Origin of the sequence: Proteiniphilum sp. X52, from assembly GCF_003712195.1 — a bacterium.
Classification (GTDB): Bacteria; Bacteroidota; Bacteroidia; order Bacteroidales; family Dysgonomonadaceae; genus Proteiniphilum.
Genome location: NZ_RDSD01000001.1, coordinates 237,681 through 258,171 on the forward strand (window position 1 = coordinate 237,681; position 20,491 = coordinate 258,171).

Below are 20,491 nucleotides of genomic sequence, written 5' to 3' on the forward strand. Positions count from 1 at the left end.
CATTGGCATATCCTCAATAACCCGGATTCTGTGTCAGGTTTCGATTGGCTCCTATATCGTCTGAAGGAATTGGATACACCCTATAAGTATCGGCAATGGATCTTCCTGCCGGTACATTGCCTTTCCAAGGCCATATATAGGAGGAGCCGGTAAATTTCCCGAAACGGACCAGGTCGGTGCGACGCTGTGCCTCGAAGAAAAATTCACGACCTCTCTCGTCCAGGATAAAATCGAGCGTAAGCTGGCCGGCGGTAATTGTGGCTGCTGTCGCTGCCTCATTTTTGTAGGCGCGTCGGCGAAGGTCGTTTACCAGTTGCAGCGCAGTGGCCTGATCACCTCCCGTTCCGCCTCTTAGGACAGCTTCCGCATAATTGAGATGGATCTCTCCCAGACGGAAGAGCGGGAAATCGGTATACACAATATTACTGGGAGGGAGTGTCCCGTCGCTGTAGGTATTGTAGTATTTCACGATCGGTATTCCGTTATTGGTGAACAGGGAAGGGTCTACAATTTCATTGTTCTCGGTTTGGTCGGTACGTACCATAGAGAAACGGGTATCATCTTCATGTCTGTTTTCTCTTTCGAAAAAGCGTAACAGGGAAACCAACGCGCGGTTACCCTGCCATGCACCCACAGAATTTATTTCGGCTTGCAGGGCGGAAGGAACCGTACTGCTCATCAGGAAGGTCATTCCTCCCCAGGTCTGGGTGTCTTCCCCTTCGTAACGGATTGGAAGGATCATTTCTACCGAATTTTCGTTGTCAGCCGTGAATACATTCTTATACACCGGGTCAAGGGCAAAATTTTCGTCGAGTACCTTTTTGCTGTAAGTAATACTCTCCGTATACTTATTCAGTCCGATATATGTTTCCGCATTGAGGTAGAGACGCGAGAGCAATGCCCAGTTGGCGGCTTTATGTGCACGTCCGTAGTAGGTTGGGTGATAACCCACAAATGGGTCGAGCATATCCGCTTCACATTCCGTCAGCTCTTTTTGGATATAGTCAAACAGGTCTTCCGCCATAATCTGAGAAGGAAGCGTACTGCCTACCGGACTCTCTTCATTCACAAAAGGCACATTCCTGAACATATCCAGCAGGTAGTAGTAAGAGAGGGCCCGGGCAAAGCGGGCTTCGGCGCGGTATGTTTTGATCTGCGCTTTTACTTGCTCATTTGCTCCTCTTGAGGAGAGTTTGTCTTCAGTTGTTTCTCTCAACAGGGCATTCGCCAGATTGATTTGATAATAAAGGCGATAGTAAAATCCTTTGATAAAAACATTGTTCGCAGTCCAAGTTATATAGTTCAGATCGGGTATACCTACGTCATTCCAGGCGCAGAGCGCTTCGTCGGTAGGCAGTGTTTGCAGGTTCCAGAGCCCTCTCAGAAAAGATGCCTGGCTTCCGCCGTCCACACCTGCCACATCGGGATCACCGTCGCCGCCACTATTACCACTGATAGCCAAACCGGCGTAGATTTTAGCAAGCAGTTCCTGATAAGGGCCTATTTCACTTCCGAAAACCACTTCCGACACCAACTCTTCCTTGTCGAGTGGGATGGTGTTTAAGTCATCGAGACAGGAGGATAGTCCTGCAACCATGATAGTGATTGCTACGATGAACAAAAATTTATATTTTACTCGTTTCATATTTTTCAAGAATTAAAAATTTAAATTTAGCCCAAGGATAAATACACGTGGGTGAGGATAGATATTGTTGTCTATACCGTCATTGGTGAATTCGGGATCAAGCCCCTTGTATTTTGTGATTACAAGCGGATTTTGTACGGTAAAATGAATCCTGCCGGAATGAGGCGCGTTGAGCAGATGGGTGAAATTATACCCCAGCGAGATATTATCCATCTTTAAGAAAGAAGCGTTTTGAATATAATAACTCGACTGATAATACACGGCGTCGAAATTGGTGAAAGTCGCGCTGTTCACTCTGTTCTTCAACCAGCCGGAAGGATCGTAGGTGATTGATTTGGACTCACGGTTCGATTGGATGTTGTTATAGGCATAATTTCCCATGTTGGCTCGCAATGAGAAATTGAGATCCCAGTTTTTGTATGACAACTGAGAAGATAGCCCCATAAACAGGTCAGGTGCCGCGTTTTTATAAACGATCATGTCATCTTCGTTGATCTGTCCGTCCGCGTTTTGATCGACGAATACTCCTTCCAACGGTCTGCCGTCTTTATCATATACCTGTTCATATACGTAGAAAGAGCCGGAAGGATAGTTCACGCTGTGGATGGCAATGTTGTTCCCGGTTCCGCCATCGATGCCTCCGAAGCGTACGCCCACATAACTGGGATCGTCGTTAATAGTCAGCTTGGTAATCCTGTTTTTGTTATAAGTGACGTTGTAGCTTACATTCCAGTTCAGATCCCTGCTTACAATGGGTCGTCCCGTGATACTGAACTCCACTCCCTTATTTTCCAACTCACCCACATTGGTAAGTAATTGGTTGCTGAAATTCGTTCCGGCAGCTATGCCTACGGTATTGAGCAGGTCGGTGGTTTTGCGATAGTATAGATCGAATGTGGCGCTGATACGGTTATTGAGGAAGCCGAAATCCAGTCCGGCGTTATAGGTGGCTGTTTCTTCCCACTTCAGGTTTTCGTCGTATGCCAGCGGGCGGATTAGGGGAACTCTGGTATCTCCGAAGAAATAGTTGGCTCCTGCCTGACTGTAACTATATCTTCCCATCCAGGGATAATCGCCGTTGCCCAGATTCTGCTGTCCGGTAACTCCATAACCTAAACGTAACTTCAGGTCGGACACCCCATCTCCGGCATTTTCCATAAAAGGTTCGTTGATGATACGCCAGGCGAAAGCAGCAGAGGGGAAAAGACCCCATTTGTTGCCCGGACTGAACCGGGAAGAACCGTCGTTACGTAGTGTGAGTGTGAGGAGGTAACGCTCCAACAATGAGTAGTTTAAACGGCCAAAGAAAGAGATCACATAGCTTTCCGTGGAATAATCATTTCCTTCCTTATAGAATTCATTCCCTGTTTGGGTAGCCATCGCAGCCGAATAGGGATATGTATTTTCCTCTTCACGATAGAAGCGCTGCCAGGAATAACCGCCCATGGCGTCGAACCTGTGTACACCGAAATTGTTCGTATAATTCAGATAGAAATCGAGCAGGGTGTTGCTCTTATACTCATAATAGGTGGAATTCTCTCCCCAGCCCGCTTTGTAACTGCCCCATACCCAACTCATGGGAGAGTTGTCGGTTATGATTACGTCTCCGTTACTTTCTGAGATGTCGTATCCCATATTGAGGTTGGCTCTCAGTCCTTTCAAAAACGGCAGGTTGTAATCGAGTTGCAGATTGCCGATACTCCGGTAGACTTTTGATTTGTCCGATTTTTGTTCCAGTATGGCCAGCGGGTTAGCCAATCCGATATCGATGGGTGTCCCGTCGGCTTTGAGTGACATATAATATCCATTCCCGTAAGAAGAATTGGTGGAATAGACCGGCATGGTCGGATCAAACTGGGTGGCCGAGTTGATGGCTCCCCGATCTGCAAAACGATTGCTGTTATACACGCCTTTCGCGTTCAACTGTACCCTTAGTGAGCCGTCGAAGAACGTTGGCGACAGGTTGACGCTTCCGGTATATCTTTCCAAACCGGAGGTCCTGAGAATACCGTTTTCATTGGTATATCCCACCGACAGGCGATAAGGAAGAAGATCCCTTACGGCGCCGGAGATACTGAGGTTGTGGTCGGTACTGGCAGCGACCCTGAAGATCTTATTCTGCCAGTTGGTTTCGGTATTACCCAAGGCGGCCGCCTGTTGGCTGCCCTCACCGAAAGAGTCAATAACATAATTCCTGAATGTGGATGCATCCATCACATCCACTATACCTGTTTTGGTGCTGACAGACATGTTTCCGCTATAGGACACCCGTGAATTCCCACTATGCCCTTTTTTAGTCGTAATGATGATCACACCATTCGAGGCGCGTGAACCATAAATGGCGGTTGCCGACGCATCTTTCAATACGGTGAATGTTTCGATGTCATTAGCGTTGATGGTACTTAACGGATCATCCATCCCTTTAATACCTTCAGTATCCACAGGCACACCGTCGATAACGATCAGGGGATCGTTACTGGCCGACATAGATGAACCGCCACGAATACGGATAGTGGAAGACCCGCCGGGCGCTCCGCCCGAGGAAACTACGCTCAAACCAGCCACCTGTCCCGCCAGTAGTGCGGAAGGAGAGGTGGCAAGCCCTTTGTTTATTTTTGTGGCATCCACAGCGACCACCGAGCCCGTCGCATCTTCTTTGCGTACGGTTCCGTAACCGATCACCACCACCTCGTCCAACAGTTCGGTATCCTCCTCCATCGTTACATAGATGGTATTTCTGTTGTTAATGGGAATGGATTGCGGCCTGTAACCGATAAAGCTTATCTCCAGCACGCCGTCGGCAGGAGCCTGAAGCGTGAAATTACCGTCATAATCGGTGACTGTACCCGAGGAAGTGCCTTGTACAAGGATATTGGCGCCGATAATAGGTTCGCCGGCAATATCAGTAACTATTCCTCTCACATTTATCGTAGCGCGGGTTTGGGCACTGGCCGATAAAACCATTAGCATTCCTGACAACATGGTCATCAGAAACACTCTCGTAATTCTTTTGAAATTTACATACATATTGTTAACATTATAAGATTAACTGATTAATACTCCCTTCGTCCTTCACATAGCTATCAGGTGGTACACCAATAAGACACCAACGGTTCATGGACGTTTATATATTATTGACACCCTACTTCCGGCATCAAAATTAGGTTTTCTGATACGGAAGAGAGTTGAAAAGGTGTTAATTAACTTGGTTTGCTTGTGCAAACGATTGCATTTTGGAGGATAAGGTGTGAATTATCAGTTGGTTATGATTCGGTATGAGGCCGCGTGAAAATGTGCGGTTCTGAGGGGGTATGCAAGACCAGTGCGGAAATAGTGGATCTATTCCTGTCTTTTTGATAGTGTCCAGAGGCGGATAAATGACGGAGGTGCCTATTTCCTCTCTTTTCTTTTTTCCATACGCTTTAATTGTGGAAGTGTAACCTTTCTTACCGAACTGCCGGCTATCCTTTTTCGGAGCAGCATAAGAAAACGTTTGCTGGGATTACTCTTCAGGTAAGACTCAATGTGGCGTGCCCGTTTTTCTTCGAGTATCTGGTCTATCTCAATGAGGATCCCCGATTCTTCCACATCGCCGAACTCATCGTTGATGGCAGTGCCAAAGAAGCGCATGGTGGGCGACAGGCTCATATAGGCATTGATCAACGGAGGGATATTATATCCCAAGGCGCGTACTTCCTTGTTAAGTATCCTGTAATCTTCACTGAATTTTTTTCCCGCGAAGAGCTGCCTCATCCGAACAATGTCGGTATTTGTCATGAGCGGATCGATGGGGGTTACCAGCTTTTCATTATCGGGAAAATGCTTGTGAAGGAAATAGAGTATCATGTTGCGCGCATCCTTGTTGTAGGTGCCGTACATGGTGACTTTTCCGAAAAAGTATTTGATTCCCGGATCGATCACGGTGAGCGCTCCCAATCCGTCCCAGAGGTTGTCGAGCGCGAAAATGCCTTTTCTGCCCAGCAATGTCGACTGATACTCGAGTGAAACGAATGACCGGCCCAGTTCTACGGTATGTGGCAGGTATTCCGAAATGAATTGCTCTGAAAAATTGTAAAGATGGGCGGTGGCGAGCATGGGTTTGTTTTGCCCGTCAAACTCCACATCGGAACCGCAGATAAAACGATAGCCGCCTAATATCTCTTCATTCTCGGGATCCCATACGATCAGCTGCCGATAGGGCACATCCATGGTGTCGTATTGGTCGATGTCTGCCTCTAAACCGGTTCCCCCTCCATAGTGGCGGAAAGCGATCTCACGCAGCCTTCCGACTTCTTTCATCAGGTAGGGTGAATCGTGCGCTGTGAACACATAAATCTCATTATTGGCTTTATTGGTCGTTCTGACCCTCTTTTGAACGGTCAGTTCGCTTTTTATCAGATTCTTATCGATAGGATTTATGATCTTCTCCATGATACTTTTTCTTTTTTATTTTTTAATGAGGCGTTGTCATGCCATCGAGTAAACCACATCTTTCACATATCGGGCCCATTCTGCCGGTGTTTTGGATTTGTCGAACATTTGGTAGGGAATAGGCTTTCCAAAGGTGATGGTGAACGATTGGTTGCTGTTCTTGAACATTTCGTCGGGCAGCCAGATCAGCTCCACGTTGAATTGTATACCCGATGATTTGCGCAGGTTGGCAAAATTGTAGAAAAAATTGGAATTCCTGCCTGCAAAATGTACCGGAATCACATCCCTTTTGTATTCAACCGCTTTTATGATGAAGTTTTTCATCCATTCCGGATCTCTGATGAGCCCTTTCTGCTTTCTGGAGCAGAGTCCGGCCGGAAAGGTGATCATCTGGTTGTCAGACGCATAAGCCTCATTGATGGCCCGCGCCGAATCTTTCGCTTGGGAACCGTATTTGTTAATGGGCACAAAGATGGGTTTCAGCGGATCAATATAATAAAGCACATCATTTACAAGATACTGGATTTTCCCGTTGTATTTCTCTCCCAGAATGGCAGAAAGGCAAATGCCGTCCAGTCCCCCCAGGGGATGGTTGGAGGCGAAAATAAACCTTCCCTCATCGGGAATGTTCTCCTCCCCCCTGGTTTGAAGCATTAATTTGAATTCTTTATCGATAAGGGCACGCATAAATGCTACCCCCTCAAGTCCCCGGTTCCGTTCCAGGATGCCGTTAATGTCATCCTGATGGAGAATCCGCTTGAGCCAATTGATCAGAAATTTGGGAATTTTATTGTAGTATCGGGGTGATTTATCCCTTAAAATACGGTCAATATCAACCCGGAATACATTGTGATCCATTGCATCATCCTCTTCTTCTATTTGTCGCAAAAGTACAAAAATAGTGGATATAAGTGAACGTTCACCCCAAAAATCTTCAATTCAGAGGGAAGAGGTGACCATTTGGGAAAGAGCCGGGTAAAATTCCCCACTTTTTGTTTTTTATTAATGATTTCATTCCTAATTATTTATGGAAAGTTTTCCGGCTGTTGAAAACTTTTTTATAAATTTTTGTGTGGAAATGTGGGGAAAAGTGGATTATTTTGTACTTTTACCGCGTTATAAGGTATGCCATATGCTGCAATTTCTGGGAAATATGGAAGCAAAAGCCGATGCAAAGGGAAGGATCTTTGTGCCGGCAATTTTTCGCAAGCGTTTGCAGAGCGAGGGAGAGGAATTTCTTGTGCTTCGAAAAGATATTTTCCAGGAATGTCTTGTGTTATATCCGGGGAGTGTGTGGGAGAAAGAGATCGAGACACTCCGAGGCAGATTAAATAAATGGAATAAAGAGCAACAGCAAATCTTTCGCCAGTTTGTGCTGGATGCTGAGAGGCTTGAAATGGACGCGAACGGACGGATACTTATCTCGAAGCGTTATTTACAGATGGTTTCCATTGGATCGGATGTTCGTTTTCTCGGTGTGGATGACACAATTGAGATTTGGGCGAAAGAGAAACTTGAAAAGCCGTTGGTTGATCCCGACGAGTTTTCGTTGAAATTACAGCAATTAATGGAATAGAATGTAAGGAGTAGAACAGGATTATGTCTTCACAAGGCGGACAAGATGAAACGGTATATCACACGCCGGCATTGCTTGATGAAAGTGTCGACGGGCTGAACATTTGTCCCGGCGGAGTCTATGTGGATGTCACTTTCGGTGGCGGAGGTCACTCCCGTGAGATACTGAACAGATTAGATGAAAATGGGCGGCTTATCGCGTTCGATCAGGATGAGGATGCTGCCGGGAATATTTCGGCCGATCCCCGTTTTACCTTTGTGCGCGGCAATTTTCGCTTCCTGAAGAACTTTCTTCGATATCACGGCGTGGAGGCGGTGGATGGTATTTTGGCTGACCTGGGTGTGTCGTCGCATCATTTTGATATTTCGGAACGTGGTTTTTCATTCCGTTTACCGGGTGAGTTGGATATGCGCATGAATCGCCATGCCCCAAAGAAAGCTGCCGATATCCTCAATGAATATGGAGAGGAGCGGCTGTCTGAAATTTTCTTTCGGTATGGCGAATTGAGGAATGCGCGACAGATCGCCTCGGCTGTGGTACGATACCGACAGGATAAACAAATCAGGAAGACTGACGACCTGCTTGCAATTCTGGAGCCTTTCACCCGTAGGGAAAAAGAAAAAAAGGTGCTGGCGCAGGCATTTCAGGCACTCCGTATTGAAGTGAACGGTGAGATGGAGGCATTGAAGGAGATGCTTTTACAGGCTTTACGGTTGTTAAAACCGGGTGGACGCCTTTGTGTGATCTCCTATCATTCGCTGGAAGACCGTCTGGTGAAGAATTTTTTCAGGACAGCCAATTTCGAAGGGGAGCTGGTGAGGGATTTCTACGGAAATGTGGAGACGCCTTTCACGGTGATAAACCGCAAGGTGATTGTTCCTTCGGAGGAAGAGATACGGCGTAATCCGCGTTCAAGAAGCGCTAAGCTGCGAATTGCCGAGAAAAGAAAGTTAATGGGATGATTTACTGATTGGATGATTAGGTGAAATTTAAGTTCGATAACATACGAAAATCGTTTGTCCATGTTTTTGGGGGGAGTGTCCTCACTGAGGACTTCTTCCTCAAAAACATGAGATTTGTGATTGCTGTCGTGCTGGTGATGTTCTTGTTTATCAGTCATCGATACAAAGTGCTTCAGCAGATGGCGGAGATAGAAAAGCTGCAGCAGGAGCTCAGGGATGCGAAATATGAATCGCTCACCATTTCCTCGAGTCTCACCGAAGCCAGCAGGCAGGGCGAGATTGAGCGGCGTATTGAGGAGGCGGGTTTGGAACTGAAAGTGACCAATGAGCCCGTCTATTATTTGGATAAATAAGCAGCGGGTAAGCTTGCTTATGCTATGCCATTGCGGGAATTGGAAATCGAGGAGCGAAGGCGACTCAATTGGAAATCGAGGAGCGGAGGCGACTCAATTGGAAATTGGGGAGCGGAGGCGACTCAAAACGACGAATGTGATTGGACGACTTGCAGAAAATGACACAACAAAATCGGAATAACAAGCGGGCTATTTTGGGCAGATACGGATTTATCGTTGCCCTGTTGATGCTGTTTGCCGTGATGATCATTGTTTCTGCCGGTAAGATCGTGTTTACCGCGGAAGGGAAAAAATGGCGTGAGGTAGGTGAAAAAGAGACAGTGATCAGGGATCGTGTGATCCTGCCCAAAAGAGGTAATATCTACACACACGATGGTAAACTCCTGGCAACTACAGAGCCGCTATATAATATTTATATGGATTTCTGGGCGGATGGGATGCGGAAAGACACACTTGTCAAGTATGTGGATGACCTGTCGGTGGCGTTGGCTAAGAAATTTCCCGACAGAACCGCTGCCCAGTATAAGAATGTGATTATGAACGGATGGTCGATGCGCGAAAAAGAAGAGCGCCAAATCCGGGAAAATCAGGAGAAAGGGAGCGATAAGCGGGTGGCGATCCGCTCCCGTTACGTAAGGATTTTACGTGACGATATCTCTTATGTCGATTTAAAGCAAATCCGCACCTATCCGTTCTGGAACCAGCGTTCTAACCGCAGCGGACTGATCGCTGAAGTGCGGAATGCCCGCAAAAAACCTTTCGGTAACCTTGCCAACCGTACAGTCGGCAGTGTCTATAAAGATATGGATAAGGGAGGTGCCAGCGGTCTTGAGTTGAAATATGACTCGTTGCTCAGAGGCGTTCCCGGCATAAAATTCCGCCAGAAGATACAAGGTAAATGGATGGATGTGGTGGAGCAACCGGCCGAAGAGGGTTGGGATATTGTCACTACCCTCGATGCGGCCATACAGGATATTACCGAACGCGCCTTGCGGGAGAAGCTGATTGAGACGGAGGCCGAGTCGGGTACAGCCATCGTCATGGAGGTGAAGACCGGGGAAATAAAAGGAATTGTCAACCTCGACCGTATGAGTAACGGGGATTATGCCGAGGGAAATCCTAACGCATTCTCTTATATGAACGAACCGGGTTCCACTTTTAAGACAGTGACTACGATGGTGGCGCTCGATGATGGAGTGATCACTCCTGCCGATTCATTTTATGTGGGGAACGGGCTCTTTCAGTATAACAAGAGATGGGTGCGGGATCATTACTGGCGTAGGGGACAAGACAGGGGCTACATGACTGTGGCCGAAGGGATGGCTGTCTCATCGAATGTGGTGATGAGTAAAATTGCATTAAAAGGATACGAAAACAACCCGACAAAATTTGTAGAGGGAATAGACCGTATCGGTTTGCGAAAACGGCTCACATGGGATGTGCCGCTTAACGGGATCGAAGGCACTTCATCCATCCGTTTCCCTGATGACAAAACCAATTACTGGTCGAAAACCACCCTTCCCTGGATGTCGTTCGGATATGAAACCCAGGTGCCGCCCATCTATATGCTGATGTTCTATAACGGCATCGCTAACGGCGGAACAATGATAAAACCCTTTATCGCCAAGCAGTTTTTCGAAAAGGGAAAAATGGTGAAGAACGTGGAAGCCGAGGTCGTAAATCCCAAAATGTGCAAGGAAACCACGCTGGAGCAGATCCATCAGATGTTGTTGAAAGTGGTGGAAGAGGGTACGGCCAAAGTGGTGGGTTCCGACTATTTCACCATAGCCGGTAAGACCGGTACGGCACAGATCGCTTCCGGAGGAGGTTACGGAGGCTATTACGTTTCGTTCTGCGGTTATTTCCCGGCAGAAGAACCGATGTACACCATTTTTGTAGGGCTGAGAAAACCAAGAGGCGTGCCCTCGGGGGGAGGAATGGCAGGTATGGTCTTTAAGAATATAGCCGAGCAGACCTATTTAAGGAAAGTGCGGTTGGATGTGGAGGCTTGCAGGATAGACTCCACACTGCAAAAACAACCTTTGCTGAAAAACGGTAACTGGGATCGTAACAGATCGCTGTTGAACGCATTGAATTTGCCGGCTGAAGGTCCGGCAGAAGCTGCCGATTGGGTGAAGATGAAATATGACAGCACCACTTACCGGTCGGAACCAATCGCATTGCACAGTGCTCTGATCCCCGATGTGAGGGGGATGGGTGCCCGCGATGCGATCTATCTGCTGGAGAAGTCGGGGTTGAGGGTAAACCTGATCGGAGCGGGAAAGGTGGTGTCCCAATCGCTTTCGCCCGGCCAGAAATTGGTGAAAGGCACCACCGTCACCATTACGATGAGATAGATTCAATGTGCCAATCCCGACAAGTGGGATAAGTAGTGACTCATGAAAAAGAAGTCAGAAGTTAAGAAGTAAAGAAGTTGAGAATTCATTTTTAATTTTTCACTTTTAATTTACTAAAGGGTATGAACTTAAAGAAATTGATCGAGGCTTGTGACGTTGTTGCCCTGCGTGGCAAGGGCGAGGTGGAGGTGATCTCCATCACCTCCGATTCGCGCAAGGTGACTCCGGGTTCCCTTTTTATTGCGGTGGAAGGGATCTTTACCGACGGCCATGCTTATATCGGTAAAGCGATAGAACAGGGAGCCGTGGCGGTGGTCTACGACAAGCCAATGATCGAGGAGTATTTTTCCCGTATTACCTATGTGCAGGTCAAACAGAGTGCGACAGCTCTTGCACAGGTAGCTTCTGCATGGTACGGACACCCGTCGTCATTGCTGAAACTGGTCGGTGTTACCGGCACAAATGGGAAGACGACTATCGCCACATTGTTGTACGATACGTTTCGCCATCTGGGTTATCCTTCCGGATTGCTGTCCACGGTAGCCAATTATGTGAATGGTGAACGGTATCCCACCACGCATACCACACTCGATCCGATCACTCTCAACGATTATCTTCGCAAAATGGTGGACGCGGGATGCGAATATGCTTTTATGGAGGTGAGTTCCCACGCCATTCACCAGAAACGTGTGCATGGTCTCCGGTTTGCAGGAGGTGTTTTTACGAACCTTACCCAGGATCATCTCGATTATCACAAAAATATGCTGGAATACCGTAACGTGAAGAAGGCCTTTTTTGACGATCTTCCGGCTGATGCCTTTGCATTGACCAATATCGATGACAAGAACGGCACGGTGATGTCGCAGAATACGAAAGCTACCCGCTATACCTATTCGGTGACAGGAATGGCCGATTTCAAAGCCCGCATCTTCGAGAAGCATTTTGATGGAACAGACATAGAGATAAACGGAAAAGAGTTGACCGTCCAATTCGTGGGAACTTTTAATGTGTATAACCTGCTGGCAGTATACGGAGCGGGTATCCTGCTCGGAGTCGATGAAGAGGAGTTACTCCGGACGCTCTCGCTGTTAAAACCGGTAGCAGGGAGATTCCAGACACTCCGTTCGCCCCGGGACTATACTGTTATCGTGGACTATGCGCATACACCTGATGCGCTGAGCAATGTGCTGAACGCTATCAATGGTGTGCTTAACAAGAAGGGCCGGATTATCACCGTAGTGGGGTGCGGAGGGAATCGCGACAGAACCAAACGGCCTATTATGGCACGTGAAGCGGTGCGGCTCAGTGATAAAGCAGTCTTTACCTCTGACAATCCCCGGTTTGAAGAACCGGCAGAGATCCTTCAGGATATGCTGAACGGGCTTACTGAAGAGCAGAAAAGTAATACGTTTACCATTGCCGACCGCAGGGAAGCAATTAAAACGGCCTGTGCCCTGGCACAACCCGGTGATGTAATTCTCATCGCCGGAAAAGGTCATGAAGATTATCAGGAAATAAAGGGAGTGAAACATCACTTCGATGATAAGGAAGAAGTGGAGAGAATATTTGGGGAATGAAGAATGAAGAATGAAGAATGAAGAGTGAAGAATGAAGAGTGAAGAGTGAAACAGTTTCTTAGTTATAGCTTCAATTAATACATCGGCAAATCATCAAATCAACAAATGTTATACTATCTATTTGAATATTTAGACCAACTCGATTTTCCCGGCGCGGGCATGTTCCAGTTCGTGATGTTCCGTTCTGCCATGGCAGCTATTTTCTCCCTGCTGATCGGGATCTTTGCAGGGAAAAGGATTATCAGTGCGCTACAACGCAGACAGATAGGGGAGGTTATCCGGAATTTAGACCTGGAGGGACAATACAGTAAGCGGGGGACACCCACTATGGGAGGTGTTATTGTGATCCTTTCCATTTTGGTTTCCACGCTGCTCTTCGGGAAATTGGAGAATATCTATGTTATCCTGATGCTTGTCAGCACCGTTTGGTTGGGCGCGTTGGGATTTGCCGATGATTATATCAAGGTGTTCAAAAAGGATAAAGAGGGGTTAAAAGGGAAATTCAAGATCGTGGCACAGGTTGGATTGGGGCTTATCGTCGGCCTGACTATCTATTTCAGTCCTGAAATGGTTGTCCGGGAGAATACCGAGATCCGGGTGAATAATGTGATAGAGGAAGTCACTTATCAGAATGAAGATGTGAAGACCACCAGCACCACTATCCCCTTTGTAAAGAATAACAACTTTGATTACAAATGGCTTGTCAACTGGATGGGCGACTTTGCCGATACCGCGGTATGGATCATTTTTATTCTGGTGGTGATTCTCATAGTGACAGCGGTCTCCAACAGTGCCAACCTGACGGATGGACTGGACGGACTGGCCTCCGGCTCTTCGGCTATTATCGGGGTGGCATTGGGCATCCTTGCGTATGTCTCGGGACGTGTCGACTTTGCCTCTTACCTGAATATAATGTATATACCGGGTGGTGACGAGCTGATGGTGTTTGCCTCTGCCTTTGTCGGCGCTTGCGTCGGTTTTCTGTGGTATAACGCTTATCCGGCCCAGGTATTCATGGGCGATACCGGTAGTCTGACGATGGGAGGTATTATCGGTGTTTTTGCCGTGTTGATCCACAAGGAGCTGCTGTTGCCCATTCTATGTGGGGTATTCTTTGTGGAGGCGTTGTCGGTGATCGCGCAAGTATTCTATTTTAAATTTACGAAGAGGAAATATGGTGTGGGTAAGCGCATCTTTAAGATGACGCCCCTGCATCATCATTACCAGAAAACGGGTGATGGAAGTATCGATGCGCTTATTCAGAAGCCATTTGCTCCATTGGCCGAGCCGAAGATCGTGAGCCGCTTCTGGTTAGTAGGGATGATCCTGGCCGTATTGGCGCTGGCGACACTCAAGATGCGGTAATGATAGTGAGCGGAAAAAGAGAGGCGGGGATTGAGTACACCCGTAAGGCGTGTTGAACCGACCGGCTTGTTCAATTAAATAAAGCAATGATGGATAAAAAAAGAATAGTGATCCTTGGTGGCGGCGAAAGCGGTGTGGGTTCTGCCATACTGGCCCACAAGCAAGGCTTCAGGGTGTTCCTTTCCGACAGTAATATGCTGAGCGACGCACATCGTGAAACGCTGGAAACCTACCGGATCGATTTTGAGGAGAAAGGACATACCGACGAATCTATATTGACGGCCGATGAAATTGTGAAAAGTCCCGGTATCCCCGACACTGCTCCCATCATGCGGAAGATATTGGCGAAAGGTATTCCTGTGATCTCCGAGATTGAGTTTGCCGGAAGATACACGAATGCGAAGATGATCTGCATCACCGGAAGTAACGGTAAAACCACCACAACCAGCCTGATCTACCATATCCTCCGCTCGGCAGGATTGAATGTGGGACTCGGCGGTAATATCGGAAAGAGTTTTGCCCGCCAGGTGGCAGAAGAGTCTTATGACTATTACGTGTTGGAGTTGAGTAGTTTTCAATTGGAAGGGGTGTATGATTTTAAGGCTGATATCGCAGTGCTGCTGAATATTACCCCCGATCATCTGGATCGTTACGATCATAACCTGCAAAATTACGTGGACGCCAAAATGAGGATTATCCGGAATCAGAAAACCGACGATGCCTTCATTTACTGGGTCGATGATCCTTTAGTGACGAAAGAGATTGAGAAGTTGAAGCCAGCGGCCGCCACATATCCCTTTGGAGAGAAAAAAACCGGTCAAATGGCAGCATATACCGAAAACGGGAAACTCTACATTCAAAAGAAAGAAGATATATTCGATATGGAACTGGAATTGCTTGCTTTGGAAGGGATGCATAACGTCTATAACTCGATGGCATCAGGAATTGTCGCTAAACTGATGGATGTCAGCGATGAACAGTTGCGTACATCCCTGTCCGATTTCAAAGGAGTCCCGCACCGGCTCGAGAAAGTGGCTACGGTGCGTGGCGTGCAGTATATTAACGACTCCAAAGCGACCAATGTGAATGCATGCTGGTATGCCTTGCAAAGTATGCGTGCGAAAACCGTATTGATCCTTGGAGGAACCGACAAAGGGAACGATTATGCCGAAATTGAAGAGTTGGTACGTGAAAAGGTAAGGGCACTGGTCTTTCTGGGAAAAGACAATAGTAAACTGCACGCATTCTTCGACGGTAAAGTGGATGAGATACGCGATGCGGCTTCGATGACCGGGGCGGTGGAGGCAGCCTATCAACTGGCGCGGAAAGGCGACACGGTATTACTCTCGCCCTGTTGTGCCAGCTTCGATCTGTTCAAAAACTACGAAGACCGCGGCGACCAGTTCAAGGAGTGCGTCAGACGGCTTTAATCAACAAATCAACAAATCAAATTATGCTTGACGACAGTAATCAAATGGCTGATTCCGATCAGTTTTATGATGGGGCGGCAGAAACGGAGTCTTCGTTAGGTGAGTTCGGACGTAAGATATTCAAAGGTGATAAAGTGATCTGGCTGGTCTTTATCATTCTGTGTGTTATTTCACTGGTGGAGATATTCAGTGCTACCAGCACCATCGTCTATCGTCAACAAAATATGTGGGGGCCGATACTCCGTCACGCCATGTTCCTGATTGGCGGGGTGGGAGTGATCCTGCTTATTCACAATATCCCCTACCGCTACTTCTCATCGTTGATATTCGTACTGATGGGAGCCATTGTGTTGCTGATCCTGACACCGTTCATAGGTACCAGCGTCAATGGGGCCGACCGGTGGATATCTTTTATGGGTTTCACTATCCAGCCTTCGGAAATAGCCAAGATCTCACTCATGGGGACCATCGCCTTTCTTCTCAGCAGACAGAACGGGGAGAACGACGGCCTTCTCTTCCGATGGATGATCGGCTTGATGGTGGTTGTCTGTGGGATCATCGCCATGGATAACCTCTCGACAGCTGTGTTGCTGTTCGGGATCTGTTATCTGCTGATGTTCATCGGCAACGTGAAATTCCTGCGGTTGTTGAAAGTCGCAGGGGTGGGGATAGGAGCAGTACTCCTGTTTATTCTGCTGTTGAATGTGATCCCGGAAAACTGGACCGACTCCGGACCCCTCAACCGCATGGGTACATGGAAAAACCGCATCGCGAATTTCAGCACGCATAAAGAGTTATCGGAAGAGGAGTACTTTACCATTACCGACGAAAATTATCAGGTGGCACATGCCAAGATAGCCATTGCCAACGGCAGTGTATTGGGAGTCTTTCCCGGCAACAGCACCGAACGCGATTTTCTGCCACAAGCCTATTCCGACTTTATCTATGCTATTATCATTGAAGAGATGGGGCTCCTGGGAGGGGTTTTTGTCCTGCTGCTCTATGTGATTATTCTGATTCGCGCGGGAATGATCGCGCGGAAGACTGAGAAACTCTTTCCCAAGTACCTTGTCCTGGGGTCGGCGTTGATGCTCTCCATCCAGGCTTTTGTCAATATGGCGGTGGCAGTCAACCTGATCCCGGTCACCGGACAGCCATTGCCATTGGTAAGTCGCGGTGGGACTTCCACGCTGATCACCTGTGCCTATTTCGGGTTGATCCTGAGTGCCGACCGGTTCGGCATCGGCAAGAAGAAAGAGGAGAAAACTCTTGAGACAAAAGCCGACCAGGATGAGGAGAGTGATGACGATCTTCCCAATCCCGCCAATGAAATAAAAGAGTCGGTCGACAAATTGGAAGATAAGGTTGAATTTGAAATTATTCAGGTATGAAGCGAGTAATTATCAGCGGCGGTGGCACAGGCGGACATGTTTTTCCGGCAATAAGCATCGCCAATGCCGTGAAGGAGCGATGGCCCGACAGTGAGATACTTTTCGTGGGAGCGGAAGACAGGATGGAGATGGAGCGGGTGCCGGCAGCCGGGTATAAAATCGTTGGCCTGCCGGTGGCCGGATTCGACCGGAAGAATCTTCTCAGGAACGTCTCTGTGATGGTAAAACTCTTCAAAAGCATGCGGAAGGCGCGTAAGATCATTAATGACTTCAGACCCGATATCGTCGTGGGCGTGGGAGGATATGCCAGTGGTCCCACATTGAAGGCGGCATCGGTGAAAGGTGTGCCGACCCTTCTGCAGGAACAGAACTCTTACGCAGGGGTAACCAATAAGATGCTGGCACGCAAGGCGGACACTATTTGTGTGGCCTATGAAGGGATGGAACAATTTTTCCCGAAAGAGAAGATCGTCCTCACCGGTAATCCCTGTCGCCAGGATCTGGTCATATCGGAGGAGAATCGGAGGCGGGGACACGTTCATTTTCAGTTGGATCCCGCCAAGAGGACTATGCTGATGTTGGGAGGGAGCCTTGGTGCCCGTACCCTCAATCAAAGTATCACACGCGCGTTTCCAAAACTGGCTGAAGCTGATGATCTACAGGTGATCTGGCAATGCGGAAAATATTATTATAAGGAGATGCGGCAACTGCAAGCCGAAGGTAAGATACCGTCAAACGTGCATCTGTTTGATTTCGTCTCGCGGATGGATTACGCTTATTCTGTGGCTGACCTGATAATATCCCGTGCCGGTGCCGGCTCTATCTCTGAATTCAGCCTGTTGGGAAAGGCGGTCATTCTGGTGCCTTCCCCCAATGTGGCCGAAGACCATCAGACAAAGAATGCCCGGGCGCTGGTGGACAAGGGCGCGGCTATTATGATTCCGGATGATGAGGCTTCCGGTGTCCTGTTCGACAAGGCGATGGCACTGGTAAGAAATGATGAAGATTTGAAAAGGCTGGGCGATAATATCGCGAAACTGGCACAACCCGATTCAGCAAAACAGATCGTCGACGAAATAGAAAAGATCGTTTTCCCGAAAAGGGGAGGGGATTGAGAGAGATTGATTTAGATTGAATGAGATTGAGAATGATTGATTCAACATATTGACACATTATTCACATTGGCACATTAGCACATTAGCACATTATTCACATTGGATAGATGAACTATGAATCGATATATTTTATAGGTATTGGCGGCATCGGCATGAGCAACCTGGCCCGCTATTTTCTTTCGAAAGGGAAAAAGGTGGGAGGTTATGACCGTAGCGAATCGTTGCTTACCCGCTCGTTGCGGGAAGAGGGCGCATTTATCCATTATGAGGATGATATTCATGCTATTCCGGCGCCATTTTTCAATAACGAGAAAACGTTGGTAGTCTATACACCTGCCGTCCCCGCGTCACATGGTGAACTTCGCTATTTCCGCGGGAACGGATATGTGGTGATGAAAAGGGCGCAGTTGCTCGGCGAGATCACCGCCAGCAGCGATGCTGTCTGTGTGGCGGGAACCCATGGAAAGACTACCGTGTCGAGCATGATCGCCCACCTGTTACGGCAGTCTCAAGTGGATTGCAATGCCTTTCTGGGAGGTATTCTGAAAAATTATAATAGTAATCTGCTGCTCTCTCGCGCGAGTCACATTACGGTTGTGGAGGCTGATGAATACGACCGTTCCTTCCACTGGCTGAAGCCGTGGATCGCGGTCGTCACTTCGGCTGATCCCGATCATCTCGACATTTATGGTACGGAAGAGGCGTATAGGGAGAGCTTTGAGAAATTCACCTCACTGATCCGGCCCAACGGGCACCTGATCATCAAGAAGGGGATACCGATGACCCCACATGCCGGAGAGACGGTGAAGATATGGAGCTATGGAGAGTCAGACGGTGATTTTCACGCGGAGAATATCCGTATAGGAAATGGGGAAATTCTGTTCGACTTGGTGACACCTTCGGAGGTTATCAGGGATATTTCACCGGGTGTTCCCGTGAAGATCAATATTGAGAATGGCGTGGCTGCCGCGGCTGCGGCGCTGCTGAGCGGTGTCACACCTGGCGAGATCCGGGAAGCCATGCATACCTTCCAGGGAGCCGCCAGACGGTTCGATTTTCGTATCAAGACCGACCGGATAGTTTTTATCGACGATTATGCCCATCACCCGCGGGAACTCTCGGCAGCCATCGAGTCGATCAAAGCGCTCTACACAGGTAAGAAGATAACAGCTGTTTTCCAACCCCATCTCTATTCACGAACCCGTGATTTCGCGCAGGAATTCGCGGAGAGTTTGTCGCTTTTGGATGATGTGCTACTGCTGGATATTTATCCGGCCAGGGAAGAACCCATTGAGGGAGTCTCCTCACAACTCATTTTCGACAAGATGACATCGGCGCGGAAATTGCTTTGCACAAAACAGGAATTGACCGGTCTGCTCCGGAACAAGGATGTGGAAGTATTGGTGACGTTCGGAGCGGGAGACATCGACCAGCTTCTTCCCCAAATAGAGCAGGTGTTGAAAGAGAAATATCTGTCGGGAAGTAAATGATTTTGAAGAGTTCATGTGATTAAATAACAAATTGTATCTTTGCAGGTGATAAATATTTTTATCAGGTGAAAAGAATTCTCATCATATTGATTGCGGCAGTGGTCATTGGCTACCTGATCTTTTCGGCATCCTATTTCAGGGAAATGTCGAGAAACAGAGCATGTGAGAGGTTTGGCGTAGTGATTCAAGACAGTGCCCACTACCGGTTTGTATCGCCGCAGGATATTGTGAATCTGGTGAAACGGTACGACCTCGATCCGGTCGGCAAGAGATTCGGTGAGATCAACACGCTGGCCATCCGGGATACCATCCTTACCAACAGGCTGGTAGAGTCCGCAAGGGTGTACATCACCCCGGGCGGTTCTGTGATGGCGACGGTGTCTCAACGGAAACCGGTATTGAGAGTTATCTCTGATATAAAGGGCAATTTCTATGTGGATCATGAGCGAAGTATTATGCCTGTATCCGGTAATTTCGCTGTGTATGTACCTGTCGCCACTGGGGTTATTGACGAGGAATTTGCCCGGACCCGGTTGTATGACTTTGCCCTCTTCCTTCGTTCCCATCCCGATTGGGATGCATGGATAGAGCAGATAGTAGTGCAAAAGAACCAGGATGTGGAGTTGATCCCCAGGGCAGGTAATTTCAGGATCATTATGGGAAGCCTCGACGATTATCAGGCAAAGCTGGCCAAATTTGCCCGTTTTGTGGAGGAAGGACTGAATGTGGTGGGATGGAATCGTTATTCTGCCATCAATCTGAAGTATGATAACCAGGTGGTTTGTACCAAAAAATAGGT

The 20,491-nt window shown here is 47.9% G+C and carries 15 protein-coding genes; 11 read left to right on the forward strand and 4 right to left on the reverse strand.

Going from position 1 to position 20,491, the window contains the following annotated elements:
* Nucleotides 1–13 precede the first annotated feature (13 nt).
* The 4 genes from D7D25_RS00770 to D7D25_RS00785 form a co-directional block, all read right to left on the reverse strand.
* Nucleotides 14–1,645: a RagB/SusD family nutrient uptake outer membrane protein gene (locus D7D25_RS00770; protein ID WP_122967063.1), complete on the reverse strand. Its 1,632-nt coding sequence runs from the start codon at nucleotides 1,643–1,645 to the stop codon at nucleotides 14–16.
* Between the two features lie 12 nt (nucleotides 1,646–1,657).
* Nucleotides 1,658–4,672: a TonB-dependent receptor gene (locus tag D7D25_RS00775; RefSeq protein ID WP_122967064.1), complete on the reverse strand. Its 3,015-nt coding sequence runs from the start codon at nucleotides 4,670–4,672 to the stop codon at nucleotides 1,658–1,660.
* Between the two features lie 363 nt (nucleotides 4,673–5,035).
* Nucleotides 5,036–6,076 carry a GNAT family N-acetyltransferase gene (locus tag D7D25_RS00780; RefSeq protein ID WP_122967065.1) on the reverse strand — a complete coding sequence of 347 codons (1,041 nt, stop codon included), beginning with the start codon at nucleotides 6,074–6,076 and terminating at the stop codon, nucleotides 5,036–5,038.
* 36 nt (nucleotides 6,077–6,112) lie between these two features.
* A complete protein-coding gene (locus tag D7D25_RS00785; RefSeq protein ID WP_122967066.1) occupies nucleotides 6,113–6,934 on the reverse strand; it encodes a 1-acyl-sn-glycerol-3-phosphate acyltransferase in 822 nt (273 codons plus the stop codon).
* Between the two features lie 274 nt (nucleotides 6,935–7,208).
* Between D7D25_RS00785 and D7D25_RS00790 the strand changes: the two genes are divergently transcribed.
* From D7D25_RS00790 to D7D25_RS00840, 11 genes are all read left to right on the forward strand, one after another.
* Nucleotides 7,209–7,652 carry a division/cell wall cluster transcriptional repressor MraZ gene (locus D7D25_RS00790; protein WP_122967346.1) on the forward strand — a complete coding sequence of 148 codons (444 nt, stop codon included), beginning with the start codon at nucleotides 7,209–7,211 and terminating at the stop codon, nucleotides 7,650–7,652.
* Between the two features lie 23 nt (nucleotides 7,653–7,675).
* Nucleotides 7,676–8,614, forward strand: coding sequence for a 16S rRNA (cytosine(1402)-N(4))-methyltransferase RsmH (gene rsmH / locus D7D25_RS00795; protein ID WP_122967067.1), 939 nt, complete (start codon nucleotides 7,676–7,678; stop codon nucleotides 8,612–8,614).
* Nucleotides 8,615–8,634: 20 nt separating this feature from the next.
* Entirely contained in the window at nucleotides 8,635–8,967 is a 333-nt protein-coding gene (locus D7D25_RS00800; protein WP_122967068.1) for an FtsL-like putative cell division protein, read from the forward strand.
* Nucleotides 8,968–9,125: 158 nt separating this feature from the next.
* A complete protein-coding gene (locus D7D25_RS00805; protein ID WP_122967069.1) occupies nucleotides 9,126–11,324 on the forward strand; it encodes a penicillin-binding protein in 2,199 nt (732 codons plus the stop codon).
* Between the two features lie 122 nt (nucleotides 11,325–11,446).
* The gene (locus D7D25_RS00810; RefSeq protein WP_122967070.1) at nucleotides 11,447–12,901 is read left to right on the forward strand and encodes a UDP-N-acetylmuramoyl-L-alanyl-D-glutamate--2,6-diaminopimelate ligase; all 1,455 of its coding nucleotides are present in this window, start codon (nucleotides 11,447–11,449) and stop codon (nucleotides 12,899–12,901) included.
* Nucleotides 12,902–13,006: 105 nt separating this feature from the next.
* Nucleotides 13,007–14,266, forward strand: a complete 1,260-nt coding sequence (mraY, locus tag D7D25_RS00815) for a phospho-N-acetylmuramoyl-pentapeptide-transferase (protein ID WP_122967071.1) — start codon at nucleotides 13,007–13,009, stop codon at nucleotides 14,264–14,266.
* Between the two features lie 89 nt (nucleotides 14,267–14,355).
* Entirely contained in the window at nucleotides 14,356–15,696 is a 1,341-nt protein-coding gene (murD, locus tag D7D25_RS00820) for a UDP-N-acetylmuramoyl-L-alanine--D-glutamate ligase (protein WP_122967072.1), read from the forward strand.
* A gap of 23 nt (nucleotides 15,697–15,719) precedes the next feature.
* Nucleotides 15,720–17,087, forward strand: a complete 1,368-nt coding sequence (locus D7D25_RS00825; protein WP_122967073.1) for an FtsW/RodA/SpoVE family cell cycle protein — start codon at nucleotides 15,720–15,722, stop codon at nucleotides 17,085–17,087.
* On the forward strand, nucleotides 17,084–18,202 hold the full coding sequence (gene murG, locus D7D25_RS00830; protein WP_122967074.1) for an undecaprenyldiphospho-muramoylpentapeptide beta-N-acetylglucosaminyltransferase: 1,119 nt from the start codon (nucleotides 17,084–17,086) through the stop codon (nucleotides 18,200–18,202). The genes D7D25_RS00825 and murG overlap by 4 nt, the downstream gene beginning before the upstream one ends.
* Nucleotides 18,203–18,309: 107 nt before the next feature.
* Nucleotides 18,310–19,692, forward strand: coding sequence for a UDP-N-acetylmuramate--L-alanine ligase (gene murC, locus D7D25_RS00835; protein WP_122967075.1), 1,383 nt, complete (start codon nucleotides 18,310–18,312; stop codon nucleotides 19,690–19,692).
* Nucleotides 19,693–19,757: 65 nt separating this feature from the next.
* The gene (locus D7D25_RS00840; protein ID WP_255417122.1) at nucleotides 19,758–20,489 is read left to right on the forward strand and encodes a cell division protein FtsQ/DivIB; all 732 of its coding nucleotides are present in this window, start codon (nucleotides 19,758–19,760) and stop codon (nucleotides 20,487–20,489) included.
* Nucleotides 20,490–20,491: the final 2 nt, after the last annotated feature.

Coding starts and splice junctions, on each gene's coding strand:
- murC (WP_122967075.1), top strand. CDS start 18,310: ATGAACTATGAATCGATATATTTTATAGGTATTGGCGGCATCGGCATG.
- D7D25_RS00785 (WP_122967066.1), bottom strand. CDS start 6,934: ATGGATCACAATGTATTCCGGGTTGATATTGACCGTATTTTAAGGGAT.
- D7D25_RS00775 (WP_122967064.1), bottom strand. CDS start 4,672: ATGTATGTAAATTTCAAAAGAATTACGAGAGTGTTTCTGATGACCATG.
- mraY (WP_122967071.1), top strand. CDS start 13,007: ATGTTATACTATCTATTTGAATATTTAGACCAACTCGATTTTCCCGGC.
- D7D25_RS00770 (WP_122967063.1), bottom strand. CDS start 1,645: ATGAAACGAGTAAAATATAAATTTTTGTTCATCGTAGCAATCACTATC.
- D7D25_RS00810 (WP_122967070.1), top strand. CDS start 11,447: ATGAACTTAAAGAAATTGATCGAGGCTTGTGACGTTGTTGCCCTGCGT.
- D7D25_RS00790 (WP_122967346.1), top strand. CDS start 7,209: ATGCTGCAATTTCTGGGAAATATGGAAGCAAAAGCCGATGCAAAGGGA.
- murG (WP_122967074.1), top strand. CDS start 17,084: ATGAAGCGAGTAATTATCAGCGGCGGTGGCACAGGCGGACATGTTTTT.
- rsmH (WP_122967067.1), top strand. CDS start 7,676: ATGTCTTCACAAGGCGGACAAGATGAAACGGTATATCACACGCCGGCA.
- D7D25_RS00805 (WP_122967069.1), top strand. CDS start 9,126: ATGACACAACAAAATCGGAATAACAAGCGGGCTATTTTGGGCAGATAC.
- D7D25_RS00780 (WP_122967065.1), bottom strand. CDS start 6,076: ATGGAGAAGATCATAAATCCTATCGATAAGAATCTGATAAAAAGCGAA.
- D7D25_RS00825 (WP_122967073.1), top strand. CDS start 15,720: ATGCTTGACGACAGTAATCAAATGGCTGATTCCGATCAGTTTTATGAT.
- murD (WP_122967072.1), top strand. CDS start 14,356: ATGGATAAAAAAAGAATAGTGATCCTTGGTGGCGGCGAAAGCGGTGTG.